The organism is Xanthomonas bonasiae (genome assembly GCF_017163705.1).
GTDB classification, from domain to species: domain Bacteria; phylum Pseudomonadota; class Gammaproteobacteria; order Xanthomonadales; family Xanthomonadaceae; genus Xanthomonas_A; species Xanthomonas_A bonasiae.
In genome coordinates, this window is sequence record NZ_JAFIWB010000002.1 from 349,245 (window position 1) to 375,202 (window position 25,958).

21 protein-coding genes are annotated in these 25,958 nt (G+C 68.3%); 12 read left to right on the forward strand and 9 right to left on the reverse strand.

From position 1 onward, the window contains the following. Positions 1 to 5 precede the first annotated feature (5 nt). On the forward strand, positions 6 to 1,709 hold the full coding sequence (locus JR064_RS04225; protein ID WP_206228905.1) for a hypothetical protein: 1,704 nt from the start codon (positions 6 to 8) through the stop codon (positions 1,707 to 1,709). 481 nt (positions 1,710 to 2,190) lie between these two features. Here JR064_RS04225 and JR064_RS04230 read toward each other — a convergent pair whose 3' ends face one another. Further along, the gene (locus tag JR064_RS04230) at positions 2,191 to 2,652 is read right to left on the reverse strand and encodes a c-type cytochrome (RefSeq protein WP_179564965.1); all 462 of its coding nucleotides are present in this window, start codon (positions 2,650 to 2,652) and stop codon (positions 2,191 to 2,193) included. A 7-nt stretch (positions 2,653 to 2,659) separates the two neighbouring features. Beyond that, positions 2,660 to 3,049, reverse strand: a complete 390-nt coding sequence (locus tag JR064_RS04235; protein WP_179564963.1) for a c-type cytochrome — start codon at positions 3,047 to 3,049, stop codon at positions 2,660 to 2,662. Between the two features lie 217 nt (positions 3,050 to 3,266). Here JR064_RS04235 and JR064_RS04240 point away from each other — a divergent pair, with 217 nt between their 5' ends. Genes JR064_RS04240 through JR064_RS04250 form a run of 3 tightly spaced genes read left to right on the forward strand, consistent with a single transcriptional unit; the run spans position 3,267 to position 10,992 of the window. Beyond that, positions 3,267 to 4,391, forward strand: a complete 1,125-nt coding sequence (locus tag JR064_RS04240; protein WP_179564961.1) for an efflux RND transporter periplasmic adaptor subunit — start codon at positions 3,267 to 3,269, stop codon at positions 4,389 to 4,391. Continuing rightward, positions 4,391 to 7,909 (forward strand): efflux RND transporter permease subunit, encoded by a 3,519-nt coding sequence (locus tag JR064_RS04245; RefSeq protein WP_206228906.1) that lies wholly within the window; start codon positions 4,391 to 4,393, stop codon positions 7,907 to 7,909. The genes JR064_RS04240 and JR064_RS04245 overlap by 1 nt, the downstream gene beginning before the upstream one ends. Further along, a complete protein-coding gene (locus JR064_RS04250; RefSeq protein WP_179564957.1) occupies positions 7,906 to 10,992 on the forward strand; it encodes an efflux RND transporter permease subunit in 3,087 nt (1,028 codons plus the stop codon). Before JR064_RS04245 ends, JR064_RS04250 begins: the two co-directional genes overlap by 4 nt. Before the next feature lie 203 nt (positions 10,993 to 11,195). Here the strand turns inward: JR064_RS04250 and JR064_RS04255 are convergent, their stop codons facing one another. From JR064_RS04255 to ykgO, 6 genes are all read right to left on the reverse strand, one after another. Further along, positions 11,196 to 12,479, reverse strand: coding sequence for a TraB/GumN family protein (locus JR064_RS04255; RefSeq protein WP_179564955.1), 1,284 nt, complete (start codon positions 12,477 to 12,479; stop codon positions 11,196 to 11,198). Between the two features lie 4 nt (positions 12,480 to 12,483). Then, positions 12,484 to 13,032 (reverse strand): GNAT family N-acetyltransferase, encoded by a 549-nt coding sequence (locus JR064_RS04260; protein WP_241092843.1) that lies wholly within the window; start codon positions 13,030 to 13,032, stop codon positions 12,484 to 12,486. Beyond that, positions 13,029 to 13,931: a carbon-nitrogen hydrolase gene (locus JR064_RS04265; protein WP_206228907.1), complete on the reverse strand. Its 903-nt coding sequence runs from the start codon at positions 13,929 to 13,931 to the stop codon at positions 13,029 to 13,031. The genes JR064_RS04260 and JR064_RS04265 overlap by 4 nt, the downstream gene beginning before the upstream one ends. Before the next feature lie 311 nt (positions 13,932 to 14,242). Continuing rightward, positions 14,243 to 15,280 (reverse strand): agmatine deiminase family protein, encoded by a 1,038-nt coding sequence (locus tag JR064_RS04270; RefSeq protein WP_191824132.1) that lies wholly within the window; start codon positions 15,278 to 15,280, stop codon positions 14,243 to 14,245. Between the two features lie 133 nt (positions 15,281 to 15,413). Continuing rightward, positions 15,414 to 15,743 (reverse strand): hypothetical protein, encoded by a 330-nt coding sequence (locus JR064_RS04275; protein ID WP_206228908.1) that lies wholly within the window; start codon positions 15,741 to 15,743, stop codon positions 15,414 to 15,416. Between the two features lie 128 nt (positions 15,744 to 15,871). After that, a complete protein-coding gene (gene ykgO / locus JR064_RS04280; protein WP_005913193.1) occupies positions 15,872 to 15,997 on the reverse strand; it encodes a type B 50S ribosomal protein L36 in 126 nt (41 codons plus the stop codon). A 172-nt stretch (positions 15,998 to 16,169) separates the two neighbouring features. Between ykgO and cmk the strand changes: the two genes are divergently transcribed. The 8 genes from cmk to galU all read left to right on the forward strand — a co-directional run bounded on the left by cmk (position 16,170) and on the right by galU (position 24,517). Continuing rightward, on the forward strand, positions 16,170 to 16,841 hold the full coding sequence (gene cmk / locus JR064_RS04285) for a (d)CMP kinase (RefSeq protein WP_206228909.1): 672 nt from the start codon (positions 16,170 to 16,172) through the stop codon (positions 16,839 to 16,841). Positions 16,842 to 17,078: 237 nt separating this feature from the next. Beyond that, positions 17,079 to 18,758, forward strand: coding sequence for a 30S ribosomal protein S1 (gene rpsA, locus JR064_RS04290; RefSeq protein WP_179564947.1), 1,680 nt, complete (start codon positions 17,079 to 17,081; stop codon positions 18,756 to 18,758). 78 nt (positions 18,759 to 18,836) lie between these two features. Continuing rightward, complete coding sequence (locus tag JR064_RS04295; protein WP_179564946.1) at positions 18,837 to 19,142, forward strand: integration host factor subunit beta; 306 nt, start codon at positions 18,837 to 18,839, stop codon at positions 19,140 to 19,142. Positions 19,143 to 19,233: 91 nt separating this feature from the next. Beyond that, positions 19,234 to 19,533, forward strand: a complete 300-nt coding sequence (locus JR064_RS04300; RefSeq protein WP_185816297.1) for a LapA family protein — start codon at positions 19,234 to 19,236, stop codon at positions 19,531 to 19,533. A 6-nt stretch (positions 19,534 to 19,539) separates the two neighbouring features. Continuing rightward, entirely contained in the window at positions 19,540 to 20,721 is a 1,182-nt protein-coding gene (gene lapB, locus JR064_RS04305; protein ID WP_179564944.1) for a lipopolysaccharide assembly protein LapB, read from the forward strand. Then, positions 20,722 to 21,693, forward strand: coding sequence for an MraY family glycosyltransferase (locus tag JR064_RS04310; RefSeq protein ID WP_206228910.1), 972 nt, complete (start codon positions 20,722 to 20,724; stop codon positions 21,691 to 21,693). Positions 21,694 to 21,710: 17 nt separating this feature from the next. Further along, positions 21,711 to 23,621, forward strand: coding sequence for a polysaccharide biosynthesis protein (locus JR064_RS04315; RefSeq protein WP_206228911.1), 1,911 nt, complete (start codon positions 21,711 to 21,713; stop codon positions 23,619 to 23,621). Next, positions 23,621 to 24,517 carry a UTP--glucose-1-phosphate uridylyltransferase GalU gene (galU, locus tag JR064_RS04320; protein ID WP_191824135.1) on the forward strand — a complete coding sequence of 299 codons (897 nt, stop codon included), beginning with the start codon at positions 23,621 to 23,623 and terminating at the stop codon, positions 24,515 to 24,517. Before JR064_RS04315 ends, galU begins: the two co-directional genes overlap by 1 nt. Before the next feature lie 121 nt (positions 24,518 to 24,638). On the opposite strand, the gene JR064_RS04325 is transcribed toward galU, so the two are convergent. Further along, complete coding sequence (locus JR064_RS04325; RefSeq protein ID WP_179564937.1) at positions 24,639 to 25,844, reverse strand: acetyl-CoA C-acyltransferase; 1,206 nt, start codon at positions 25,842 to 25,844, stop codon at positions 24,639 to 24,641. Positions 25,845 to 25,958: the final 114 nt, after the last annotated feature.

Below are 25,958 nucleotides of genomic sequence, written 5' to 3' on the forward strand. Positions count from 1 at the left end.
CGCCGGTGACGCGCGCCGCCGACATCCTCGCCGCGCTGTTGGCGCGCTCGCCGCGCAAGCTGCTGCGCGATCGCCGCACCGGCCTGCCGTACGGCTGGGCGCACTGGATCTCCTCGCAGCCGGTCAAGCCGCGTCCGTTCGTCTCCTCCGAGTTGATCGCGGCGTTGCCGCAACCGGTGCCGGCACCGACCTCGCGCCTGCCCGCACTGAGTCCGTGGCAGGCATTCCGCCGCCTGTGGTGGCAGGACTGGGAGCCGGCCCCGTACGACCAGCGCTGGTGGCGGCGGATCGCGGCGCTGGTCAGCCTGGCCTTGCATCTGCTGTTCGCGCTGTTCCTGCTGTGGGTCGCCTTCGTGCGCCTGTTGCCGCCGCGCCCGGACGCGAGCGAGGCCGGGCGCGTGCAGGTGGAATTCGTCGGCCGCGGCACGCCGGCCGAGACCGGTGGCGGCGCGGACGCGCAAGACCCGGCCGCCGCTGCTGCCGCGCAGCAAGCCGCAGCGGCGAGTGCGCAGCGGGCCGCGGCGACGACTGCCGTCACCCAGCCCAAGACCGCAGCCGCGGCGCCGGCCGCCTCCGCCACGCCAGCGGCGAGCACCGCGCAGGCGGCGCCCAGTCCACCGCCGCCGCCGCCGGATCAGCCGCTGCAGGTCACCGAGACTGCGCAGCCGAGCAGCGATTTCGTGCTGCCGCCGCCCAGCGTGCGCGAACCGACGCTGACCCTGCGCGAGATCGCGCCGCCGAGCGTGCAGGTGCCGGAGCGCGAAGTCGAAGTGGTCACCGAGATGCCGACGGTGGCGCAGATCCGTCCGCGCGAAGTGCCGGTGCCGCGCCCGTCGGAACCCCAGTTGCAGGTACGCGAGCGCGAAGTGCCCGAGCCGCTGCCGCAGGTCCAGGTGCAGATGCCGCAGATCCGCGCGCGCGATCCCGCACCGACGCTGCGCACGCCGGAGGCGCCGCAGGTGCGGCAGATCGAACTGCCGACGCCTGCAACGGCGGCGACGCCGACGCCGCCAGCGGCGGTGCCGCCCGAGGTGCCGGCAAGCGCATCGGCGGCTGGCGCGGCCTTGGCGCAGGCGGCGGCCCAGACCAGCGCCGCGGCGCAAGGCAAGGCCGAGTCGCGAACGCCAGCTGGCAGCGGTGCCGCGCCGCCCGGCAGCCAGGCCGCCGCGCCGGGCAGCGGTCCGGCGGCGGTCGCGCACGACGGCGGCTGGGCGACGCCGCAACGCGGCGACGACTGGGGCGCTTCGGCGCGCAACCGCGCCGGCGACGCCGGAGCCGGTGCCAGCCAGCGCAATGGCATGTTCAACGGCGATGGCAGCGTGCGCGTGCCTGGCGGCGAAGGGCAGGGCAAGGCGCCGCCGCGCGGCGCGCCCGGCAGCGAGACCGACAGCTGGTCGCGCGATCAGATCGCCAACGCCGGGCAGTGGCTCAAGCGTCCGCCGTACGACTACAAGCCGACCTCGTTCGACAAGTATTGGTTGCCGAACGCGACGCTGCTGGAAGAGTGGGTGCGGCGCGGCATCAAGACCGTCAACATCCCGATTCCCGGCACCACCAGCAGCATTTCCTGCGTGGTCTCGATCCTGCAGCTGGGCGGCGGCTGCGGCATCACCGATCCGAACCTCAACGACCAGCCCGCCGGCGCTCGGCCGCCGCCGGCGGTGCCGTTCAAGCCGGGCCTGCAGGAAGACAACGGCAGCGTGAAGTAGGCGCCGGGAGTTCGCGCATCTGCGCTGTGGCGTCCAGCCAGCCGTGATTGCCCGGCACGCATGCGGCAGCGATTCGCCAACATGCAGACGCCTGCCTCCTGCATTCTGCAGGCGCGGCCATCTTGCTGATGCGGCCATCCTGCAGGTACGGCTTCAGCCGCGACAGAATCTATCGGTAGATGCCTGTCGCGGCTGAAGCCGCTCCTACAGAACTCGCGGCCGACGGGTTGAATGCAGTAGGAGCGGCTTCAGCCGCGACCGATCGCCGAAACCGGCGCAAGGCCGGATTGCGTTCGCCGCGCCTACAGAAAGGTGGCTCGCCGCCGACATGCGGGCGATCGCGCTCAATCCAGATGCGCTCACACCGCTTCGCCGATCTCGGCCGGTCCGGCACGAAGCCGGGCACCTGACGCCGGCTATGCCGCGTTTGGCGTGCGGACTTGCGATGGAAACCGGTGCCGGCAAGATGCCGGCGCCGCGATCACTTCACGCCGTGCAGGTCGCGCAGTTGGGTGGCGCGCGATCCGAAATACGCCGCCAGGTCGGCGATGTCCTGGTCGCTGAGCGGCGCCGCCTGCGGGGTCATCAGCGGATGCTGGCGATCGCCGGCACGGTACGCCTGCAGGGCATGCGCGACATAGTCGCCGTACTGGCCGCCGAGCTTGGGATAGCTCGGGTCGATCGGCGCGTTGCCGTCGGCGCCGTGGCAGTCGATGCAGCTCTGCCCGGTGGCCTTGCCCTTGGCGTGGGCCAGTTTCTCGCCGGCAGCGGCACGCCCGCTCGGCAGGCCGGCGGACGAGCCGGACCCATGTTCGCCGCTGGCGTGGCCGGGGTCGCCGGCGGACTGGCTGGTGGATTCCACCTGCGATTGCGAACACGCCCCCAGGCACAGGGCAGCAAGCAGGACGATGGCGGGACGCAATGCGTGCGCGGCTTTCGGCATGGGATGGCTACTTGAGGGTGGTCAGGTAAGCGGCGATGTCGGCGATGTCCTGGTCGGAGAAGCTCTCCGCCTGGGCCTGCATGGTCGGATGCTTGCGCTTGCCGAGCCGGTATTCGGTCAGCGCCTGGGTCAGGTACTGCGCCGACTGGCCGCCGATCTTGGGAACGCGGTAGCTCGGGTAGGCATTCTTGTAGCCGGTGACGCCGTGGCAGCCCTGGCAGGTATAGGTCAGCAGTCTGCCGTTGTCGGCATGGCCGACGGCGGCAGCGGGCGCCGCCGGGGCGGCGGCTGGGGCGGGAGCGGCGGGCGCCGGCGCGGTCTGCGCCGCGGCCGGGGCAACCCCGAGAGAAACGAGTACGGCCAAAGCAAAACAAGCGGCTAGCGGCTGCGTGCGCATGGTTTCGTGGTCCGGAGGACGGGACTGGGAGTTCCGGCGTGGGGGAACACGGAACGACCCGAGTATAGCCTGGCCTTTCGCGGCTCCGAAACAGGCCTTGGGAATCCTCCACGCCGCACCGTGCGGTGGACCATGACCTTTGGCTCATTCACCTGGGCGTCATCAGGTGATCTACTTACCTACAACACCATTCACGCCATCCACCAGGGACACGACGATGACGCGATATTCCACGCGCCGACGCACCGCCAGCTGCGCCGCCGCGCTGTTGATCACCTCCACGCTGTTGCTCGGCGGCTGCAAGCCGGCGGCCGGCGATGCGCAGGCCAAGGCCAAGGAGGCCGAGAAGGCGCCCGACGCGGTCCCGGTCGAGGTGGCCAAGGCCAGCCGGCGCGCGGTGGCGGCCAGCTACAGCGGCACCGCGGCGCTGGAGGCGCGCGCCGAATCGCAGGTGGTGGCCAAGACCTCCGGCGTGGCGCTGGCGGTGCTGGCCGAGGAGGGCCAGCAGGTCCGCGCCGGGCAGCCGCTGGTGCGGCTGGATCCGGACCGCGCACGGCTGGCGGTGGCGCAGAGCGAGGCGCAGCTGCGCAAGCTGGAGAACAACTACCGGCGCTCGGAGCAACTGGTCGGCCAGCAACTGGTCAGCGCCGCCGATGTCGACCAGATCAAGTACGACCTGGCCAACGTGCGCGCGCAGCACCAGCTGGCGTCGCTGGAGCTGTCCTACGCGACGGTGGTCGCGCCGATCTCCGGAGTGATCGCGTCGCGTTCGATCAAGACCGGCAACTTCGTGCAGATCAATACGCCGATCTTCCGCATCGTCGACGACTCGCGCCTGGAAGCCACGCTCAACGTGCCCGAGCGCGAGCTGGCCACGCTCAAGGCCGGGCAGCCGGTGACGCTGCTGGCCGACGCGCTGCCGGGCAAGCAGTACCTCGGCAAGGTCGATCGCATCGCGCCGGTGGTGGATTCGGGCAGCGGCACGTTCCGCGTGGTGTGCGCGTTCGAGGAAGGGGCCGAAGCCTTGCAGCCTGGCATGTTCGGGCGCATCCGCATCGACTACGACCAGCGCGCCGATGCGCTGGTGGTGCCGCGCCTGGCGCTGCTCGACGACGGCGAGCCGGCGGTGTTCCGGGTCAGTGCCGGCAAGGTCACGCGGGTGCCGGTCAAGCTGGGCTACTCCGAAGGCCCGTGGGTGGAGATCCGCGACGGCCTGCAGCCCGGCGACCAGGTGGTCACCGCCGGCAAGGTCGCCTTGCGCGACGGCAGCCGCGTGCAGGTGATCGCGCCGCAGCGCGAGGTCGCCGAGGTCGGCGGCGGCGCCGCGGTCGGAGCGCACTGATGACCAGCGCCGGTTCCGATCACGGCAGCGATCCGCACGAACATTCGCCGCCGGGCGTGCGCGGCGGTGGGCTGGTCGAATTCGCCACGCGCCGCCGCGTCACCATCGCGATGGCCACGGTGACGCTGCTGCTGTTCGGCGTGATCGCGCTGAACAGCCTCAAGGTCAACCTGCTGCCCGACCTGAGCTATCCGACCCTGACCGTGCGCACCGAGTACACCGGCGCGGCGCCGTCGGAGATCGAGACGCTGGTGACCGAGCCGGTCGAGGAAGCGGTCGGCGTGGTCAAGAACCTGCGCAAGCTCAAGTCGGTGTCGCGCACCGGGCAGAGCGACGTGGTGCTGGAGTTCGCCTGGGGCACCAACATGGACCAGGCCAGCCTGGAGGTGCGCGACAAGATGGAGGCGCTGGAGCTGCCGCTGGAAGCCAAGGCGCCGGTGCTGCTGCGCTTCAATCCGTCCACCGAGCCGATCATGCGCCTGGTGCTGGCGAGCAAGGCGACGCCGGCCAGCGACGCCGATGCGGTGCGCGCGCTGACCCAGTTGCGCCGCTATGCCGACGAAGACCTGAAGAAGAAGCTGGAGCCGGTGGCCGGCGTAGCCGCGGTCAAGGTCGGCGGCGGGCTGGAAGACGAGATCCAGGTCGACATCGACCAGCAGCGGCTGGCGCAGCTGAGCCTGCCGATCGACAACGTCATCACCCGGCTCAAGGAAGAGAACATCAACATCTCCGGCGGGCGCCTGGAGCAGGGCTCGCAGCGCTACCTGGTGCGCACGGTCAACCAGTTCGTGGATCTGGACGAGATCCGCAACCTGCTGCTGACCACGCAGGGTGCGGGCAGCAGCGCCGCCGACTCGGCGATGCAGCAGATGTACGCGATCGCCGCCTCGACCGGCTCGGAAGCGGCGCTGGCCGCGGCCTCGGCGGCGCAGAGCGCCTCGTCCAGTTCCACTACCACCATCGCCAACGGCATGCCGGTGCGGCTGAAGGACGTGGCCGAGGTGCGGCAGGGCTACAAGGAGCGCGAGGCGATCATCCGCCTGGGCGGCAAGGAAGCGGTGGAACTGGCGATCTACAAGGAAGGCGACGCCAACACCGTGTCCACCGCGGCGGCGCTGCGCAAGCGCCTGGAGCAGCTGAAGACGCAGATCCCGCCGGACGTGGAACTGACCACGCTGGAAGACCAGTCGCGCTTCATCGAGCACGCCATCGGCGACGTCAAGAAGGACGCGGTGATCGGCGGCCTGCTGGCGATCCTGATCATCTTCCTGTTCCTGCGCGACGGCTGGAGCACGTTCGTGATCAGTCTGTCGCTGCCGGTGTCGATCGTGGCCACGTTCTTCTTCATGGGCCAGCTCGGGCTGAGCTTGAATGTGATGTCGCTGGGCGGACTGGCGCTGGCCACCGGGCTGGTGGTGGACGATTCGATCGTGGTGCTGGAGAGCATCGCCAAGGCGCGCGAGCGCGGCCTGAGCATCCTCGATGCGGCGATCGCCGGCACCCGCGAGGTGAGCATGGCGGTGGTCGCCTCGACCCTGACCACGATCGCGGTGTTCCTGCCGCTGGTGTTCGTCGAGGGCGTGGCCGGACAGTTGTTCCGCGACCAGGCCCTGACCGTGGCGATCGCCATCGCGATCTCGCTGGTGGTGTCGATGACCCTGATCCCGATGCTCAGTTCGCTGAAGGGACGCCCGCCGCTGGCGTTCCCGCCCGAACCCGAGCAGCCGCAATGGCAGCCGCAGCGCGGCTGGCTGAAGCCGGTGGCGTGGGGCCGGCGCGGTGCCGCCGCGGCGGTGCGCGGCGGTTTCTTCGGCGTGGCGTGGCTGGTGGTGCGGCTGTGGCGCGGCGGCGTGGCGGTGATCGCGCCGGTGATGCGCAAGGCCAGCGACCTGGCGATGGCGCCGTATGCGCGTGCCGAACGCGGCTATCTGCGGTTGCTGCCGGGCGCGTTGGCGCGGCCGTGGCAGGTGCTGGGCCTGGCTGCGCTGGCATTCGCGGCGACCTTGGCGGTGGTGCCGATGCTCGGCGCCGACCTGATCCCGCAATTGGCGCAGGACCGCTTCGAGATGACGGTGAAGCTGCCGGCCGGCACGCCGTTGCGGCAGACCGATGCGCTGGTGCGCGAGCTGCAGGAAACCCACGGCAAGGACGCCGGCGTGCAGGCGCTGTACGGCGTCAGCGGCAGCGGCACCCGGCTCGATGCCAGCCCCACCGAAAGCGGCGAGAACATCGGCAAGCTGACCATCGCCATGGCCGGCGGCGGCAGCGCGCAGTTCGAGGCGCAGCAGAGCGACCGCATGCGCGCGACGATGCGCAAGCATCCGGGCGTGCAGGTCGGTTTCAGCCGCCCGGAGCTGTTCAGTTTCTCCACGCCGCTGGAAATCGAGCTGCGCGGGCAGGACCTGGAGACGATCCAGCACGCCGGCCAGAAGCTGACCGCGATGTTGCGCGGCAATGGCCACTACGCCGACGTGAAATCGACGGTGGAAGAGGGCTTCCCGGAAATCCAGATCCGCTTCGACCAGGAGCGTGCCGGTGCGCTGGGCCTGACCACGCGGCAGATCGCCGACGTGGTGGTGAAGAAGGTGCGCGGCGACGTCGCCACCCGCTACAGCTTCCGCGACCGCAAGATCGACGTGCTGGTGCGCGCGCAGCAGAGCGACCGCGCCAGCGTCGACAGCATCCGCCGGCTGATCGTCAATCCCGGCAGCAGCAAGCCGGTGACGCTGGATGCGGTCGCCGACGTGGTCGCCACCACCGGTCCCAGCGAGATCCACCGCGCCGACCAGATCCGCGTGGCGATCGTGTCGGCCAACCTGCGCGACATCGATCTGGGCGGCGCGGTGCGCGAGGTGCAGGACATGGTCGCGCGCGAGCCGCTCGGTGCCGGCGTCGGCATGCACATCGGCGGGCAGGGCGAGGAACTGGCGCAGTCGGCCAAGTCGCTGCTGTTCGCATTCGGTCTGGCGATCTTCCTGGTGTACCTGGTGATGGCCTCGCAGTTCGAATCGCTGCTGCACCCGTTCGTGATCCTGTTCACCATCCCGCTGGCGATGGTCGGCGCGGTACTGGCGCTGCTGCTGACCGGCAAGCCGGTATCGGTGGTGGTGTTCATCGGCCTGATCCTGCTGGTCGGGCTGGTGACCAAGAACGCGATCATCCTGATCGACAAGGTCAACCAGCTGCGCGAAGAGGGCGTGGCCAAGCGCGAGGCGCTGATCGAGGGCGCACGCTCGCGTTTGCGGCCGATCATCATGACCACGCTGTGCACGCTGTTCGGCTTCCTGCCGCTGGCGGTGGCGGCGGGCGAGGGCGCCGAAGTACGCGCGCCGATGGCGATCACCGTGATCGGCGGCCTGCTGGTGTCCACGCTGCTGACGCTGGTGGTGATCCCGGTGGTCTACGACCGACTGGATCGTCGCGCCGACGGCTATTACGCCGAGCGCGGGCAGCGCGCGCGGCGGCGTCTGGAAGGGCTTGGCCACGGCGCAGGCGACGGCGCGGGTGAACCGGCATGAGCGTCGCCGAGTTCAGCATCCGCCGTCCGATCACCACCATCATGTGCTTCGTTTCGCTGGTGGTGGTCGGATTGATCGCGGCGTTCCGGTTGCCGCTGGAGGCGTTGCCGGACATCTCCGCGCCGTTCCTGTTCGTGCAGTTGCCGTACAGCGGTTCCACCCCCGACGAGGTCGAGCGCAACCTGGTGCGGCCGACCGAGGAAGCGCTGGCGACGATGACCGGGATCAAGCGCATGCGCTCGACTGCGACCGCCGACGGCGCCAACATCTTCATCGAGTTCTCCGATTGGGATCGCGACATCGCCATCGCCGCCTCCGACGCGCGCGAGCGCATCGACGCGATCCGCGCCGACCTGCCCGACGATCTGCAGCGCTACCACGTGTTCAAGTGGTCCAGCAGCGACGAGCCGGTATTGAAGGTGCGCCTGGCTGGCGCGGCCGACCTGACCGGCGCCTACGACATGCTCGACCGCGAGTTCAAGCGGCGCCTGGAACGCATCCCCGGCGTGGCCAAGGTGGAGGTGTCCGGCGCGCCGCCGAACGAGGTGGAGATCGCGATCGCGCCGGACCGGCTCAGCGCGCACAACCTCAGCCTCAACGATCTCAGCGAGCGCCTGGGCAAGCTCAATTTCTCGCTGTCGGCCGGGCAGATCGACGACCACGGCCAGCGCCTGCGGGTGCAGCCGGTCGGCGAACTGCGCGACCTGCAGGAACTGCGCGACCTGGTCATCGACAACAAGGGCCTGCGCCTGGGCGATATCGCCGACATCCGGCTGAAGCCGACCCGGATGAACTACGGCCGGCGCCTGGACGGGCGCCCGGCGGTGGGCCTGGACGTGTACAAGGAACGCAGCGCCAACCTGGTCGAGGTGTCGCGCGCGGTGCTGGCCGAGGTGGAGCAGATCCGCACCCAGCCGGCGCTCAGCGACGTGCAGGTCAAGGTCATCGACAACCAGGGCAAGGCGGTGACCTCGTCGCTGACCGAACTGGCCGAGGCCGGCGGGGTCGGCCTGCTGCTGTCGGTGACGGTGCTGTTCTTCTTCCTGCGCCACTGGCCGTCGACGCTGATGGTGACCCTGGCGATCCCGATCTGCTTCACCATCACCCTGGGCTTCATGTACTTCGCCGGGGTGACCCTCAACATCCTGACCATGATGGGCCTGCTGCTGGCGGTGGGCATGCTGGTGGACAACGCGGTGGTGGTGGTGGAGAGCATCTACCAGGAACGCGAGCGCATGCCGGACCAGCCGCAGCTGGCATCGATCATCGGCACCCGCAACGTGGCCATCGCGCTGTCGGCCGGCACCCTGTGCCACTGCATCGTGTTCGTGCCGAACCTGTTCGGCGAAACCAACAACATCAGCATCTTCATGGCGCAGATCGCGATCACCATCTCGGTGTCGCTGCTGGCCTCGTGGCTGGTGGCGGTGAGCCTGATCCCGATGCTGTCCGCGCGCATGCGCACGCCGGCGCTGGTCCGCTCCGAGCGCGGCCTGATCCCGCGCCTGCAGCGCCGCTATGCCCGCGTGCTGCGCTGGTCGCTGGCCCATCGCGGCTGGAGCGTGGCCGCGATCGCGCTGATCACCGCGCTCAGCGTGGTGCCGATGCTGCAGACCAAGAAGGACATGTTCGGCGGCGACGGCGGCGAACAGATCTTCATCGGCTACCAGTGGAAGGGGTCGTATACGCGCGAGCAGCTGTCCACCGAGGTCGCCAAGCTCGAACGCTTCATCGACGCGCGCCGCCAGCGCTATCACGTCACCCAGGTGTATTCGTGGTTCAGCGAAGTGGAAGGCAGCAGCACCACGCTGACCGTGGACCTCAAGCAGGTGCGCGACCTGCAGGCGCTGATCGAACAGATCCGCAAGGAGCTGCCGCGCTCGGCGCTGGCTGACTACAGCGTCGGCAGCAACGGCAACGGCAATGGACAGGGCAGCGGCGCGCAGAGCGTGCAGGTGCAACTGGTCGGCGATTCCACCCAGACGCTGCGCGCGATCGCCGACGACGTGGTGCCGCTGCTGGCGCGGCGCAAGGAATTGCGCGACGTGCGCGTGGACACCGGCGACCGCACCACCGAGCTGGCGGTGCGGGTGGATCGCGACCGCGCCTCGGCGTTCGGCTTCAACGCCGAGCAGGTCGCCAGCTTCGTCGGCCTGGCGCTGCGCGGCGCCTCGCTGCGCGAGTTCCGCCGCGGCGACAACGAGGTGCCGGTGTGGGTCCGCTTCGCCGGCGCCGAGGAGACTACGCCCGAGGACCTGGACAGCTTCAACGTGCGCACCAAGGACGGGCGCAGCGTGCCGTTGCTGAGCCTGGTGGACGTACAGACGCGGCCGGCGGCGACCCAGATCGGGCGCACCAACCGGCAGACCACGCTGACCATCACCGCCAATCTGGGGGTCAAGGTCACACCGGCCGAGGCCAAGCAGGCGATGGAGGACACGCTCAAGGGCGTCAGCTTCCCGGCCGGCTACCACTACAGTTTCGACGGGGCCGATGGCCAGGACGAGGACAAGGCCGGCCAGCAGATGATGTTCAACCTGCTGATCGCGCTGCTGATGATCTACGTGGTGATGGCCGCGGTGTTCGAATCGCTGCTGTTCCCGGCGGCGATCATGAGCGGCGTGCTGTTCTCGATCTTCGGCGTGTTCTGGCTGTTCTGGATCACCGGCACCAACTTCGGGATCATGGCCTTCATCGGCATCCTGGTGCTGATGGGCGTGGTGGTGAACAACGGCATCGTGATGATCGAGCACATCAACAATCTGCGCCGGCGCGGCCTGGGCCGGACCGAGGCGCTGGTGGAAGGGTCGCGCGAGCGCTTGCGGCCGATCATGATGACCATGGGCACCGCGATCCTGGCGATGGTGCCGATCTCGCTGACCACCACGCAGATGTTCGGCGACGGCCCGGCCTACTACCCGATGGCGCGCGCGATCGCCGGCGGCCTGGCGTTCTCCACCGTGGTCAGCCTCCTGTTCCTGCCGACCATCTACGCGATCCTCGACGATCTCAGCGGCGGCGTGGCGCACTTGGTGCGCCGCGCCCGTGGCGGCCGCGGCGTGGCGGCGCCGCAGCTGTCCTGACCAAGGCAGATATGCCGCGCGCCGGAACGGCTCGCGCGCTCGTCGCCTGCGGCATATCGTGCAAAAACTTGTGGGAGGGGCTTCAGCCCCGACGCCGTTATCGATAGAGCGTCGGGGCTGAAGCCCCTCACACGACGGTTGACGACACGGAGGCCATACGCGATGGGGCAGGGCGCCTGGCCCTGCCGCCGCGGCGCGCTAGCTCAACCGGCCAGCTTGCCGAAGATGCGGAATCCCGCCAGCCACACCCCGACCATGCTGCCGAGGTTGGTCAGCAGGAAGGTCAGCACCACCCGCGAGACGCGGTTGCGGTACCAGCCGCGCAGGTTCTGCGCGTCGTCGCGCAGCGCCAGGAAGTCGCCGTAGGCCGGCTTGCGCATGTGCACCTCGACCAGCGCGCTGAACGCACCGGCCGGCACGCCGGGCCGGAACGGCTTCAGCGGCGCGGCGATGGCGCCGGCGACGATGCTCAGCGGATGGCCGCCGGCCAGCAGGCAGCCCAGCCCGGCCAGGCCGCCGGTGAACAGCACCCACTGCAGCAGCAGGTCGGTGCCCAGCGCGAAGCCGCCGCGCCAGTAGCCCCAGGCCACGCCGCCCAGCACCAGCGCGGTCAGGGTCAGGGTGATCCACGGAACCTTTTTCTTGGTCGGCACGTCTTCCAACGTCTTGCGCAGCGTGGCCGGATCGTCCTGATCGTCCTGCAGGTGCCTGGCCAGGCCGGCCAGATGACCGGCACCGACCACCGCCAGCACGTCGCGGATGCCGTCGGCACGTGCGCTGTCGAGATAGTCCGGGGTCGCGATCGGCGTCTGGCCAGGCGCGGCCCGCTGCGCGTGTTCCTCGCGCAGGCGGGTGGCCATGTAGCGGTCGCGCTCGGCGATGATGGTGTCGTACAGCGCCGGGCTTTCGCTGGCGAAGTCGCCGAAGCTGGCCTCGAGCATGTCGCCCTGCTTGAGCTTCTCGATCTCCGCCTCGCCGACCTCGTCGGAGGCGAACAGGCCGCCGAGCAGGCCGCTGCCGAGCTTGAGTTTGCCGAAGAAACCGAGCCGGCCGGAGGCGCGCTTGAAGGTCAGTCCGACCTCGCGGTCGATCAGGTACACCGGCAGCTGCCGCTCGCGGGCCAACAGCACTGCGCGCTTGAGTTCGGCGCCGGGTTCGATGCCCAACTGCTCGGCCAGGCGCCGCTGGTAGGCGGCCAGCGCCAGGTTCGCCGCGAACAGCGCCACCCGGCCCTTGCGGATCACCTGCACCAGGTCCAGCTTGGTCAGCGCGTCCGGGTCGGTCAGCGCCTGCAGCCGTTGCGGGTCCAGTTCCACCGCGACCGCATCGAAGCGGCCGCTGTCGATCGCCCGTTCCACGGCGGCGACGCTGGCCAGCGACACATGCGCGGTGCCGAGCAGGGTATAGCGCACGCCGTCGCGCTCGACGATGCGGTACGGCTGGCCGGCGAACAGGGCGTCGTCGCCGGCCTGGGAAAGTTCGTTCATTCCATCACTCATCGGAGGGCGCCTCGTCGGCGCCGGAGCCCAGCGGGCGTTGCATCTGTAGGGTGTCCAGCCAGCGGCCATGCTTGCGGCCGAGTCCGGTGAATACGCCGACCGGGATGAAGCCATGGCGTTCGTGCAGGCGGATCGAGGCCTGGTTGGCCGAGTCGCCGATCACCGCCACCATCTGCCGGAAGCCGCGCGCCTCGCAGTCCGCGATCAGCGCCTGCAGCAGCGCCGTACCGATCCCGCGGCCGTGCAGCGCCGGCGCCACGTAGATCGTGTCCTCCACCGTCCAGCGGTAGCCGATGCGAGCGCGGTAGCTGCTCGCGTAGGCATAGCCGGCGAGGCGGCCGTCGGCGGTCTGCGCGATCAGATAGGGGTAGCCGTGTGCGACGATGTCCTGCATCCGCCGCAGCATTTCCGCCTGGTCCGGCGCATCGTACTCGTAGGTATTGACGTTGCAGCGCACCTCGTCGGCGTACAGCGCGGCGATCGCGGCAATGTCGGCGGCCTCGGCGGCACGCAGCTGCAGGTCGTCCAAGAGGCGGCTCAATCGATGTAGCGCTTCAGCAGATCGCCATAGGCGTCGATGCGGCGGTCGCGCAGGAACGGCCAGATCCGCCGCACGTGCTCGCTGCGCTGCAGGTCCACGTCGCAGACCAGCACGGTCGGTTCGGCGCCGGCTTCGGCGATGAATTCGCCCTGCGGGCCGAGCACGTGGCTGTTGCCCCAGAACTGGATGCCGGCCGCGCCCACCACACCATCGGCAGCCAGCGGCGAGGCTTCGTGGCCGACCCGGTTGCAGCTGAGCACCGGCACGCCGTTGGCGACGGCATGGCCGCGATGGCTGAGGATCCAGGCGTCGCGCTGGCGCTCCTGCTCGGCCTGCTCGTCGCTGGGATCCCAGCCGATCGCGGTCGGATACAGCAGCAGTTCGGCACCGGCCAGCGCCATCAGCCGCGCCGCTTCCGGATACCACTGGTCCCAGCACACCAGCACGCCGAGGCGGCCGACCGAGGTCTGGATCGGGGTGAAGCCGAGATCGCCCGGGGTGAAGTAGAACTTCTCGTAGAAGCCCGGATCGTCCGGAATATGCATCTTGCGGTACTTGCCGAGCAGGCTGCCGTCCTTCTCGAACACCACCGCGGTGTTGTGGTACAGGCCGGCGGCGCGGCGCTCGAACAGCGAGGCGACCAGCACCACGCCATGGCGCCTGGCCAGCGCGCCGAGGCGCTCGGTGCTGGGGCCGGGAATCGGCTCGGCCAGATCGAATTCGTCCACCGACTCGTGCTGGCAGAAGTAGGCGCCGTTGTGCAGTTCCTGCAGCAGCACCAGCTGCGCGCCCTGCGCCGCGGCCTCGGCCACGCGCGATTCGATGACCGCCAGATTCGCCGCGGCATCGCCATGGTTGCGCTCCTGGATCAGCGCGACGGAAAGAGTGTTTCGGCTCATTGCGGAAGGATGGTCGGCGAAAGCGCGCATGGTAACGCGGATGGCCCCGCGGCAGGTTCCCGGCAGATGAATGCCGCCCGGCGCGGCGTGGCGATGTTCCTGGGGGTACGGCGTGGAGGCGCGAGCGCCGTGCGGTGCCGAATGCGGTGCGTTGCCCAGGTTCCGCAGAGGGGGGCGAATGCCGGCGTTCTGTCGCCATCGCCGCCTCGGAAGCGGAGTCCTCCGGCGGCGCGGATGGCGATGCCTGCGGGCGGTGCGACCTGGCGAAAGCCTGCAGTCGCTCCCGCGCGCCTTCGATCAGCGAACGCGGATCAGGCCGCCAGCACGCCCTCGGGCAACTGCATGGTGATGCAGTGCAGGCTGCCGTTCTGCCAGATCAGCGCGCGGCACGGAATCGGCACGATGTCGTGCTGCGGGAACGCCTGCGCCATCACCGCCTGCGCCTGCGCATCGGCCGCATCGCCATAGGCCGGCATCAGCACCGCGCCGTTGACGATCAGGAAGTTGGCGTAGGACGCGGCCAGGCGCCGGCCGTGGTCGATCACCGGCTGCGCCCACGGCAGCGGGAACAGCCGGTACGGGCGACCGTCGGCGGTGCGCAGCGCCGCCAGCTCGGCGCCCATCGCCTGCAGTTCGGCGTAGTGCGAATCGCTCGCGTCGTCGCAGGCCTGGTAGACGATCGCGTCTTCGCTGGCGAAGCGGGCGAGGGTATCGATATGCGCGTCGGTGTCGTCGCCTTCCAGGTAGCCGTGGTCCAGCCACAGCACGCGCTGCTGCGCCAGCCAGTCGGCCAGGTCGCGGCTCAGCGATTCGCGCGAGCGCTGCGGATGGCGTTCGTGCAGGCACTGCCAGGTGGTCAGCAGGGTGCCGGCGCCGTCGCTGTCGATCGCGCCGCCTTCCAGCGCGAAATCGATGCTGCGCACATCGCTGTCCGCAAACAGCTGCTGCGCGGCGAGCGCGCTGACCAATTGGTCGTCGCGGCTGGCTTGGAACTTGCCGCCCCAGCCGGTGAAACGGAAGTCCAGCAAGCGGAAACCGCCACCGGCGCGGGCCAGGGTGATCGGGCCGGAATCGCGCAGCCAGGTGTCGTCGTAGTCGGCCTCGACGAACTGCACGCGCTGCATGTCCACCCGCGCCGAGCGCAGCCGCGCCTCGGCATAGATCTGCAGGTCGGCATCGGCGACGCAGATCAGCACGCGCTGGTAGCGCACGATCGCCGCGACCAGCGCGATATAGGTCTCCTCGACCTCGGCCAGGCGCTCCGCCCAGTCGGTGCCGGCATGCGGCCAGGCGATCAGGATGGCGGACTGGGGCTCCCATTCCGCGGGAAGGCGAAGGCTGTCGCTCATTGCAGGCCACTACTCACGTCGTACCGGACCGAAGCCAGGCTGTTATTTAAGTCCCCGCACATGGATGTGCGGGCTTTTGCGAAGGATTCGCAGACATCGGGCTCTTGCGAAGGGACTCGCATCCCGAATCGCATCACCGAATCGCAGGCTTGGGCCCAACCTCGTTGGCATCGGCCTGGTTGGCGACCACGTCCACCACCTTGTGCTTCTCGAAGTACACGGTGAAGGCCGGATACACCCAGCGGTTGATGGTCGGCCACTGCCGCTTCTGTCCGCCGCGCGGTTCCAGCTTCTGCTGCGGGGCGCCGTAGCGCGACTCGACCTCACCCATGCTCAGTCCGCGCGCCGGCATCGCCGCCACGGGTTCCTGCTTGACCCGCTCGACCAGCAGGGTTTCGGCGTGAGCGCCCCCGGCCAGACCCAGGACGACCAGCAGCGGCAGTGCGGACAGACGGTGCTTCATCACGGTGTGCTCCCCAGAGGACGAACGGCGATTACAGCAAATTTCGGCAACAAAAAACCGCCCGAAGGCGGCTTTCGTCGATGACCCGCAACCGTGCGCGCGGTGCCGCAGGGCGGGCCGTCGTCGGATCAGCGCTGGCGAGCCTTGAAACGCGGGTTCGACTTGCAGATCACGAAAACCTTGCCGCGGCGGCGGACCACCTTGCAGTCGCGGTGACGGGTCTTCGCCGACTTCAGGGAGGACAGGACTTTCATGGCACACCTCGGCGTAAACTTGTGGATTAGAGAAGGAAACGGCGCGGCGAAACCACGTCGCTGGATCAGTAAGCCGGCGAGTATAGCCTGGTTTTCTTCATGGTTTCAACTGCTTGCGCCAGCCAGGCCGGCGCCGGGGCTACAATGCGCCGCCCCCCGTCCGAGGAACCGCATGAACGACCCCGCTCCCGTCCTGACCATCGATGGCCCTTCCGGGGCCGGCAAAGGCACCGTCAGCCGCATCGTCGCCGGCAAGCTGGGCTGGCATTACCTGGATTCGGGCGCACTGTACCGGGCCGTCGGCGTGGCCGCCAGCTGGGCGAACCTGGACATTTCCGACGCCGCGGCGCTGGTGCGCTGCACCTTCGATACCCATGTCACCTTCGAGGACGTGGCCGGTCGCGGCCTGCGGGTCAGGATCAACGAGGTCGACGCCACCGACGAGCTGCGGCTGGAGACCACCGGCGCGGTGGCCTCGGCGATCGCCGCGATTCCGGAGGTGCGCGCGGCGCTGAAGCAGCGCCAGCGCGCGTTCCGGCGCCCGCCGGGGCTGGTCGCCGATGGCCGCGACATGGGCACGGTGATTTTCCCGGACGCCCCGTACAAGGTGTTCCTGACCGCCAGTGCCGAGGAGCGCGCCATGCGCCGGCATAACCAGTTGAAGGAAAAAGGAGTTTCCGTTATATTCGACGACCTGCTGCGCGAGATCATGGCCCGCGACGCACGCGATGCCCAACGTTCGGTGGCGCCCCTGAAGCCGGCAGACGATGCCGTCCTCCTCGACACCACCGGCATGGACATCGAACAGGTGGTCGGCCGCGTCCTGGAGTTGCTGCCCGCCTGAGGGTCGCGCCGGGAGTAGGGCAGCAGCATGGCGCCGCTTCGGTGGCGTGCAGGCGATGTACCCGCAATCCGCTTCACGTAATGCCGCAATACCGTTGTTCCACGCGCCGCCGCGCAATGTCGCGCTGCGGTTTTTCCCATTTCACACCCGGCCGCGGTTTGGGCCGACTAACCAGGTGGGCAGTCCGCCGTTTCCAGAAGAAACGCACTGTCCGTGTGTCCACGAGAGTAATTTCAAATGACCGAATCTTTTGCCGAACTGTTCGAAGCCAGTCAAACCAATCTGGCCAAGCTGAAGCCGGGCTCCATCGTCACCGGTACCGTCGTGGAAGTCCGCGGCGACGTGGTGGTGATCAACGCCGGCCTGAAGTCCGAAGGCATCGTGCCGATCGAACAGTTCCGTAACGACGCTGGCGAGATCGACGTCGCCGAAGGCGACCTGGTCAAGGTCGCCCTCGACTCGCTCGAGAACGGCTTCGGCGAAACCGTGTTGTCGCGCGAGAAGGCCAAGCGCGCGATGGTGTGGGACGAGCTGGAAGAAGCGTTGGAAAAGAACGAGACCATCACCGGCCGCATCAGCGGCAAGGTCAAGGGTGGTTTCACCGTGGACATCAAGGATGTCCGCGCGTTCCTGCCGGGTTCGCTGGTCGATGTGCGCCCCGTGCGCGACCCGGCCTACCTGGAAGGCAAGGAGCTGGAGTTCAAGCTCATCAAGCTGGACCGCAAGCGCAACAACGTGGTGGTCTCGCGTCGTGCCGTGGTCGAGAGCGAGCACTCGGAAGAGCGCGAGCAGCTGATGGACAAGCTGCAGGAAGGCGCGATCCTGAAGGGCGTGGTCAAGAACCTGACCGATTACGGCGCGTTCGTGGACCTGGGCGGCATCGACGGCCTGCTGCACATCACCGACATGGCCTGGAAGCGCGTGCGCCATCCGTCCGAAGTCGTCAACGTCGGCGACGAGCTGGACGTGCGCGTGCTGAAGTTCGACCGCGAGCGCAACCGCGTTTCGCTGGGTCTGAAGCAGCTGGGCGAGGATCCGTGGGACAACATCGCGCGTCGTTACCCGGCCAACAGCCGCGTCTACGGCAAGGTCTCCAACGTCACCGATTACGGCGCGTTCGTCGAGATCGAGCCGGGCGTGGAAGGCCTGGTGCACGTGTCGGAAATGGATTGGACCAACAAGAACGTCAACCCGTCCAAGGTCGTGCAGGTCGGCGACGAGGTCGAGGTCATGGTCCTGGACGTGGACGAGGAGCGTCGCCGCATCTCGCTGGGCATGAAGCAGGTCGCCGCCAATCCGTGGGAAACCTTCGCTGCCACCCACAAGAAGAACGACAAGGTGTCCGGCCAGATCAAGTCGATCACCGATTTCGGCATCTTCATCGGCCTGGACGGCGGCATCGATGGCCTGGTGCACCTGTCGGACATCAGCTGGAACACCACCGGCGAAGACATCGTGCGCAACTTCAAGAAGGGCGACACGCTGGAAGCGGTGGTGTTGGCGGTGGACCCGGAGCGCGAGCGCATCAGCCTGGGCGTCAAGCAGCTGGAGCAGGATCCGTTCGGCCAGTACATGGCGGCCAATCCGAAGGGTTCGAAGGTCGAGGGCGTGGTGCGTGAAGTGGACGCCAAGGGCGCCACCATCGACCTGGCCGACGGCATCGAGGGCTACGTCGCCGCGCGCGACATCGCCAACGAGCGCGTCGACGATGCGACCCAGCACCTGAAGGTCGGCGACAAGATCGAAGCCAAGTTCGTGGGCATGGACCGCAAGGGCCGCACCCTGCAGCTGTCGATCAAGGCCAAGGACGATGCCGAAATGCGCGAAGTGCTGGAGGAATACCAGTCCGCGTCGGGCGGCACCACCCAGCTGGGCGCGCTGCTGCGTGCGCAGTTGAACGGCAACAAGTCCGAGTAATCCGCCACACGCAGCGTTTCTGGCACGGCCCGGTCGATCCGGGCCGTGCCGGGTTGCGACCCCACCGCACGAATCCGAATGACCAAGTCCGAACTGATCGAAATCCTGGCGCGCAAGCAGGCGCATCTGAAGGCGGACGACGTCGATCTGGCGGTGAAATCGCTGTTGGAAATGATGGGCAGCGCGCTGTCCGGCGGAGACCGCATCGAGATCCGCGGTTTCGGCAGTTTTTCCCTGCATTACCGGCCGCCGCGCCTGGGACGCAATCCCAAGACCGGCGAATCCGTCGCGCTTCCCGGCAAGCACGTGCCGCATTTCAAGCCCGGCAAGGAATTGCGCGAACGCGTCAGCGGCGTCGTTCCGGTCGAGTCCGACACGCCCTGATACGCCCCGAGCCCGCGCCGTGGCCTCCCGGACTTTCCCGGAACCCGCGCCTGTTCGGCTAATCTAGTGTCTCCCGACGCTGGAGAGCTTCATGAAAATTGCCCGTCTGCTGATATTGCTGGTGTTCCTGCTGGCCGGTCTGGTCATCGGATCGCTGAATTCGCAGCAGATCGTCATCAATTTCGGTGTCGCCGGCATCAACACCACCTCCGGCATCGCCATCATCGTTTCGCTGTTCGCCGGCGTGGTGATCGGCGCGGCGCTGGTGCTGGCCACGTTGGTGATCCCGCTGTACGCCAAGCTGCGCCGCGCCAACAAGGCCGCGATCGCCGCTGCCGCGCCGGTCGTCGCACCGGTACCGACCTATACCCCGCCTGTGGACGGACGCTGATCTTCGATGGACTTCCTGACCGAGTGGTTCTGGTTCTTCCTGTTCCTGCCGCTGGCGGCACTGAGCGGATGGGTGATCGGCCGCCGCGGTGGCCAGCGCCACGGCGACACGCAGGTCAGCCGGCTTTCCAGCACGTATTTCCGCGGCCTGAACTACCTGCTCAACGAAGAGCCGGACAAGGCGATCGAGCTGTTCCTGCATATCGCCGAGCTGGACAAGGAAACCTTCGAGACCCAGGTCGCGCTCGGTCACCTGTTCCGCCGCCGCGGTGAAGTCGACCGCGCGATCCGCCTGCACCAGGGCCTGGTGCAACGCGCCGATCTCAGCGATCCGCAGCGCGTGCAGGCCTTGCTGGCGCTGGGCGAGGACTACATGAAATCCGGCCTGCTGGACCGGGCCGAGACCGTGTTCACCGAGCTGGCGCAGATCGACCAGCGCGCGCCGCAGGCGCTCAAGCACCTGATCGGCATCTACCAGGCCGAGCGCGACTGGGAAAAGGCGATCGACAACGCCACCCGCTACGAAGACGTGACCGGCGAGCCGATGGGCAAGCTGATCGCGCAGTTCGAATGCGAGCTGGCCGATCGCTATCGCGCATCCGGCAAGCCCGAGCTGGCACGCTCGGCGATCGCGCGCGCCTACCAGGCCGACGCCACCTCGGTGCGCGCCGGCATCCTGGAAGGGCGCATCGACGTGGACGACGGCAACGACGAGGCCGCGATCCGCGCCTTCGAACGTGCCGCGCGGCACGATCCGGACTACCTGCCGGAGATCATGCCAGCGCTGATGGATTGCTATCGTCGCCGCGGCAACGATCTCAGCGGCGCGCGCGCCTTCCTGTCGGAAATGACCGAGCACTATCGCGGCATCGCCCCGGTGCTGGCGCTGACCCGGTTGATGGAGTCGCAGGAAGGCGTGTCTGCGGCGCGCGCCTATCTCGGGCGGCAGCTGAAGGATCGGCCGTCGGTCCGCGGCGAGTCGGCGTTGATCGACCTGACCCTGGCCGAGGGTGCCGATTCCACCGCCACCCTGCAGGACCTGAAGCACATCACCGACCAGTTGCTGGTGCGCAATCCCAGCTACCGCTGCACGCGCTGCGGCTTCGGCGCGCGCACCCATCACTGGCAATGCCCGAGCTGCAAGGAGTGGGGCACGGTCAAGCCCTTGCTCAACTACGCGGTGGTGTAGATGCAGGTGGCAGGGTGGGGGCTGCTCGCTGCGCTGGCGACGCTCAGCGTGGTCGGGACCTGGCTGTCGCGCCGCTATGCCCTCAAGCGCAAGCTGATGGACGCGCCCGGCGAGCGGCGCAGCCATACGGTGGCGACGCCGCGCGGCGGCGGCGTGGCGATCGTGGCCACGGTGCTGGCGGGGTGCGCGTATGCGGCGGCGCTTTGGCCGCAGCAGGGCATGGCCATCGCGGCGTTCGCTGCCGGACTGGTGCTGGTCGCCGGCATCGGCTGGTGGGACGATCACCGCCCGCTGTCGGCCGCGCTGCGGCTGCTGGTGCATGCGCTGGCCGCCACGTTGCTGGCCGGACTTGTCTACCGATTGCACCAGAATCCCTGGCTGACCGCGTTGACCTGGCTGGCGACGATCTCGCTGATCAACATCTGGAACTTCATGGACGGCATCAATGGCTTGGCGACCAGCCAGGCGATGCTGGTGGCGCTGGGTTTCGCCGTCCTGTTGCCCGCGCCGCTGCGCTGGCCGTGCTGGGTGCTGATCGTGGCCTGTGCCGGCTTCCTGCCGTTCAACTATCCGCGGGCGCGCATCTTCCTCGGCGATGTCGGCAGTGGCGCGTTGGGGTTTCTGGTCGCCGCGCTGTTCGCACTGTGCAATGTTGCGACCGGGCTCACGCCATGGTTGCTGTTGATACCAATATCGGCGTTCGCCATCGACGCAGGCTTCACGCTGCTGTCGCGCATGCTCGCCGGCGAACGCTGGTGGCAACCGCATGCGCAACATTTTTACCAGCGTTGGGTACATACAGGCAGGAGCCACACGGTTGTGACCTTCGCCTATGCCCTGTTCAGCATTGTCGCGATTACAATCGCCTGGTTCGGTGGAACGCTGCGCACCGGGGGGCAGGTTGGGTTGGCTTTTGCCTGGTACCTATCGGCGAGCGCGCTTTGGCTGACTTTGCGCAAGGGATTGCGCTGAACTCTCATGGATAACTGATGCTTTCGATCCGCGACCGATTTACCGAGCTGTTCCCCAAGGCCTCCGTGGTCGTCCACGATCTGGCGATCGTCTGGATCTGCTGGCAGCTGCTGCATGCGGCGCGCTACACGATGCTGCCCGGTGAGCACCCCTTGCCGTTGTGGAACCTCAACACCGCCATCGTGCTGGGGGCGCAGGGCCTGGTGTTCTGGAAGGTCGGCCTGTATCGCGGGCTGTGGCGCTTCGCCAGCGTTCCGGACCTGTTGAACATCTTCAAGGCCAGTTTCTACGGGCTGGTCGCGATCGTGCTGGGGCTGGCCTACAGCCGGTTCGATTCCATTCCGCTGTCGGTGCTGATGGTGTACCCGTTCGCGTTGTCGGCGCTGCTCGGCGCGCCGCGGCTGCTGTATCGCGCATGGAAGGACTACCAGATCGCGCATTCGGACGAGACCGCGCGGCGCGTGCTGATCGTCGGCGCCGGCCGTGCGGCCGAGGCGCTGGTGCGCGATCTGCGCCGCTCCGGGGCCTATCATCCGGTCGGCTTCGTCGACGATGCCGGCCATCTGCATGGCGCCAAGCTGCAGGGTCTGCCGATTCTGGGCCGGATCGACGAAGCCGGCGCGATCGCCAAGGAAACCGCGGCCAAGCTGCTGGTCATCGCGATCCCGTCGCTGGACGCGGCCGGCATGCAGCGGGTGGTGGCGATCTGCGAAAGCACCGGGCTGCCGTTCCGCACCGTGCCGCGCCTGCTCGACGTGCTCGAAGGCCACTATCTGCCGGGCGAACTGAAGGAGGTCGCGATCGAGGACCTGCTCGGGCGCAAGCCGGTGACCCCGGACTGGAAGTTGATCAAGGGCTGGTTGTCCGGGCGCACGGTCATGGTGACCGGCGCCGGCGGTTCGATCGGTTCGGAGTTGTGCCGCCAGTGCGCGCGCCATGGCGCGCGCAAGGTGGTGCTGCTGGAGATCGACGAACTGGCGCTGATCACCATCCATGCCGATCTGCACCGCACCTTCCCCGATCTGGAGATCGAGTGCGTGCTCGGCGACTGCGGCGATCCGGCCGTGACCCGCCATGCGATGCGCATCGCCGAGCCGGATGCGGTGTTCCATGCCGCGGCCTACAAGCAGGTGCCGCTGCTGGAGCGGCAGTTCCGCGAGGCGGTCCGCAACAACGTGCTGGCCACCGAGAACGTGGCCCGCGCCTGCGTTGCCGCCAAGGTCTCGACCTTCGTGTTCATCTCCACCGACAAGGCGGTGAATCCGGTCAACGTGCTCGGCGCCTCCAAGCGCTATGCCGAGATGGTGTGCCAGTCGCTGGACGACCAGACGGTGGGCACGCGCTTCGTCACCGTGCGCTTCGGCAATGTGCTCGATTCGGCCGGCAGCGTGGTGCCGTTGTTCCGCGAGCAGATCCGCCAGGGCGGCCCGGTCACCGTGACCGATCCGCAGGTGACCCGCTATTTCATGACCATTCCCGAGGCCTGCCAGCTGATCGTGCAGGCCGCCGCGTCGGCCTCGCACGGCGCGATCTACACGTTGGACATGGGCGAGCCGGTGCCGATCCGCCTGCTCGCCGAGCAGATGATCCGCCTGGCCGGCAAGCAACCCGGCCGCGACATTGCGATCGTCTACACCGGGCTGCGCCCGGGCGAGAAGCTGCACGAGACCTTGTTCTATTCCGACGAGAACTATCGGCCCACCTCGCATCCGAAGATCCTGGAGGCCGGCGCGCGCAGTTTCTCGCGCGAGAACGTGCTGCAGGGACTGCAGCAGCTGCGTGCGGCGGTGGCCGAATACGACAGCGACGCGATCGAGAAATTGCTGCGCACCACCATGCCCGAATTCGCGCCGCTGCGACAACAAGCCGGTCAGGATAGCTCGGCTACAATCGTCCCATTCCCCGCACGCGAGGCCAGAAGGCTCTGATGAGCAAGAGAATCCGCAAAGCAGTTTTCCCGGTTGCAGGTCTGGGTACCCGCTTCCTTCCCGCCACCAAGACGGTGCCCAAGGAAATGCTGCCGATCATCGATCGGCCGTTGATCCAGTACGCGGTGGACGAGGCGATCGAGGCCGGTTGCGACACCCTGATCTTCGTCACCAATCGCTACAAGCACGCGGTTGCGGATTACTTCGACAAGGCCTACGAGCTGGAGCAGAAGCTCGAGCGCGCCGGCAAGCTCGAGCAGCTGGAACTGGTGCGCCATGTGCTGCCCAACGGCGTGCGCGCGATCTTCGTGACCCAGGCCGAAGCGCTCGGCCTCGGCCATGCGGTGCTGTGCGCCAAGCCGATCATCGGCGACGAGCCGTTCGCGGTGCTGCTGCCCGACGATCTGATCTGGAACCGCGGTCCGGGCGCGCTGGCGCAGATGGCCGACGTGGCCGAGCGCTCCGGCGCCAGCGTGATCGCGGTGCAGGACGTGCCGCACGAGAGCACCGGCAGCTACGGCATCGTCGCCACCGAGGCGTTCGACGGCAGCGAAGGCAAGATCACCGCGATCGTCGAGAAGCCCAAGCCGGCCGATGCGCCGAGCGACCTGGCCGTGGTCGGCCGCTACGTGCTCAGCTCCAAGATCTTCGATCTGCTGGAAAAGACCGTACCGGGCGCCGGCGGCGAGATCCAGTTGACCGATGCGATCGCCGCGCTGATCGAGAGCGATCCGGTGCATGCGTACCGTTTCGAGGGGACCCGCTTCGACTGCGGTACCCATATCGGCCTGATCGAGGCGACCATCCGCTATGCGCTGGACCACGAGAAGCTGAGCAAGCCGGCGCAGGACATGATGCGTCGCGCCCTGGCCGACGTGGACGCCGGCGGCAAGTAGAACGCGGCAACGCTGCCGGAGCGCGCGGGTCTGCCGCGTCGCGTACGGGGTTCGGCAGCGCGAACCGCCGCGCAAGAAAAAGGGCAGCCTAGGCTGCCCTTTTTCTTGCGCGGCGCGGGATTCAGAGCGCTTCGATGATGCCCGCCGCCCCCATGCCGGTGCCGATGCACATGGTGACCATGCCGTACTTCTGCTGGCGGCGGCGCAGGCCGTGCACCAGCGTGGCGGTGCGGATCGCGCCGGTGGCACCGAGCGGATGGCCGAGCGCGATCGCGCCGCCGAGCGGGTTGACCTTGGACGGATCCAGGCCGCTGTCGCGGATCACCGCCAGCGACTGCGCGGCGAAGGCCTCGTTGAGCTCGATCCAGTCGATCTGGTCCTTGCTCAGCCCGGCCTGCTTGAGCGCCTTCGGAATCGCCGCGATCGGACCGATGCCCATCACTTCCGGGCGCACGCCGGCGACCGAGAAGCTGACGAAGCGGGCGAGGGGAGTCAGGCCGTAGTCCTTGATCGCCTGCTCGGAGGCCAGCAGCACCGCACCGGCGCCGTCGCTCATCTGCGAGGAGTTGCCGGCGGTGACGCTGCCGCCGAACTGGCCGTTGCGGAACACCGGGCGCAGCTTGGCCAGGCCTTCGATCGAGCTGTCCGGGCGCGGGCCCTCGTCGGTGTCGACCAGGCGCTTGCGCAGCGCGATGACGTTGCCGGCCAGGTCGGGCTGGTGCGACAGGATCTCGTACGGGGTGATCTCGTCGCGGAACTCGCCGGCGGCGATCGCGGCGATGGCCTTCTGGTGCGAGGCGAGCGCGAATGCGTCCTGGTCCTCGCGCGACACCTTCCATTCCTCGGCCACCTTCTCGGCGGTGATGCCCATGCCGTAGGCGATGGCGACGTGGTCGTCGGCGAACACGCTCGGCGACAACGCCACCTTGTTGCCCATCATCGGCACCATCGACATCGACTCGGTGCCGCCGGCCAGCATCAGGTCGGCGTTGCCCAGGCGGATCTGGTCCGCGGCCAGCGCCACGGCCTGGATGCCGGAGGAGCAGAAGCGGTTGATGGTCTGTCCGGCGACCGAATTCGGCAGCCCGGCCAGCAGCACGCCGATGCGCGCCACGTTCATGCCTTGCTCGCCCTCGGGCATCGCGCAGCCGATGATCGCATCGTCGATGCGCGAGGGGTCGATGCCCGGCGCCTGCGCGACCACTGCGCGCAACACGTGCGCCAGCATGTCGTCCGGACGAGTATTGCGGAACACGCCCTTGGGCGCCTTGCCGACCGGGGTACGGGTGGCGGCGACGATGTAGGCTTCCTGGATCTGTTTGCTCATGGCTTTCTCCGAAAGCCGGGATTGGGGATTCGGGATTGGGGATTCGTCAAAGCGAATCCCGGTGCCCGAATGTACTTGTGCCCGGCGGATGAATTGTTGGAGGGAATCGTTGGC

Coding starts and splice junctions, on each gene's coding strand:
- JR064_RS04230 (WP_179564965.1), bottom strand. CDS start 2,652: ATGCCGAAAGCCGCGCACGCATTGCGTCCCGCCATCGTCCTGCTTGCT.
- JR064_RS04235 (WP_179564963.1), bottom strand. CDS start 3,049: ATGCGCACGCAGCCGCTAGCCGCTTGTTTTGCTTTGGCCGTACTCGTT.
- JR064_RS04240 (WP_179564961.1), top strand. CDS start 3,267: ATGACGCGATATTCCACGCGCCGACGCACCGCCAGCTGCGCCGCCGCG.
- JR064_RS04245 (WP_206228906.1), top strand. CDS start 4,391: ATGACCAGCGCCGGTTCCGATCACGGCAGCGATCCGCACGAACATTCG.
- JR064_RS04250 (WP_179564957.1), top strand. CDS start 7,906: ATGAGCGTCGCCGAGTTCAGCATCCGCCGTCCGATCACCACCATCATG.
- JR064_RS04255 (WP_179564955.1), bottom strand. CDS start 12,479: ATGAACGAACTTTCCCAGGCCGGCGACGACGCCCTGTTCGCCGGCCAG.
- JR064_RS04265 (WP_206228907.1), bottom strand. CDS start 13,931: ATGAGCCGAAACACTCTTTCCGTCGCGCTGATCCAGGAGCGCAACCAT.
- JR064_RS04270 (WP_191824132.1), bottom strand. CDS start 15,280: ATGAGCGACAGCCTTCGCCTTCCCGCGGAATGGGAGCCCCAGTCCGCC.
- JR064_RS04275 (WP_206228908.1), bottom strand. CDS start 15,743: ATGAAGCACCGTCTGTCCGCACTGCCGCTGCTGGTCGTCCTGGGTCTG.
- ykgO (WP_005913193.1), bottom strand. CDS start 15,997: ATGAAAGTCCTGTCCTCCCTGAAGTCGGCGAAGACCCGTCACCGCGAC.
- cmk (WP_206228909.1), top strand. CDS start 16,170: ATGAACGACCCCGCTCCCGTCCTGACCATCGATGGCCCTTCCGGGGCC.
- rpsA (WP_179564947.1), top strand. CDS start 17,079: ATGACCGAATCTTTTGCCGAACTGTTCGAAGCCAGTCAAACCAATCTG.
- JR064_RS04295 (WP_179564946.1), top strand. CDS start 18,837: ATGACCAAGTCCGAACTGATCGAAATCCTGGCGCGCAAGCAGGCGCAT.
- JR064_RS04300 (WP_185816297.1), top strand. CDS start 19,234: ATGAAAATTGCCCGTCTGCTGATATTGCTGGTGTTCCTGCTGGCCGGT.
- lapB (WP_179564944.1), top strand. CDS start 19,540: ATGGACTTCCTGACCGAGTGGTTCTGGTTCTTCCTGTTCCTGCCGCTG.
- JR064_RS04310 (WP_206228910.1), top strand. CDS start 20,722: ATGCAGGTGGCAGGGTGGGGGCTGCTCGCTGCGCTGGCGACGCTCAGC.
- JR064_RS04315 (WP_206228911.1), top strand. CDS start 21,711: ATGCTTTCGATCCGCGACCGATTTACCGAGCTGTTCCCCAAGGCCTCC.
- galU (WP_191824135.1), top strand. CDS start 23,621: ATGAGCAAGAGAATCCGCAAAGCAGTTTTCCCGGTTGCAGGTCTGGGT.
- JR064_RS04325 (WP_179564937.1), bottom strand. CDS start 25,844: ATGAGCAAACAGATCCAGGAAGCCTACATCGTCGCCGCCACCCGTACC.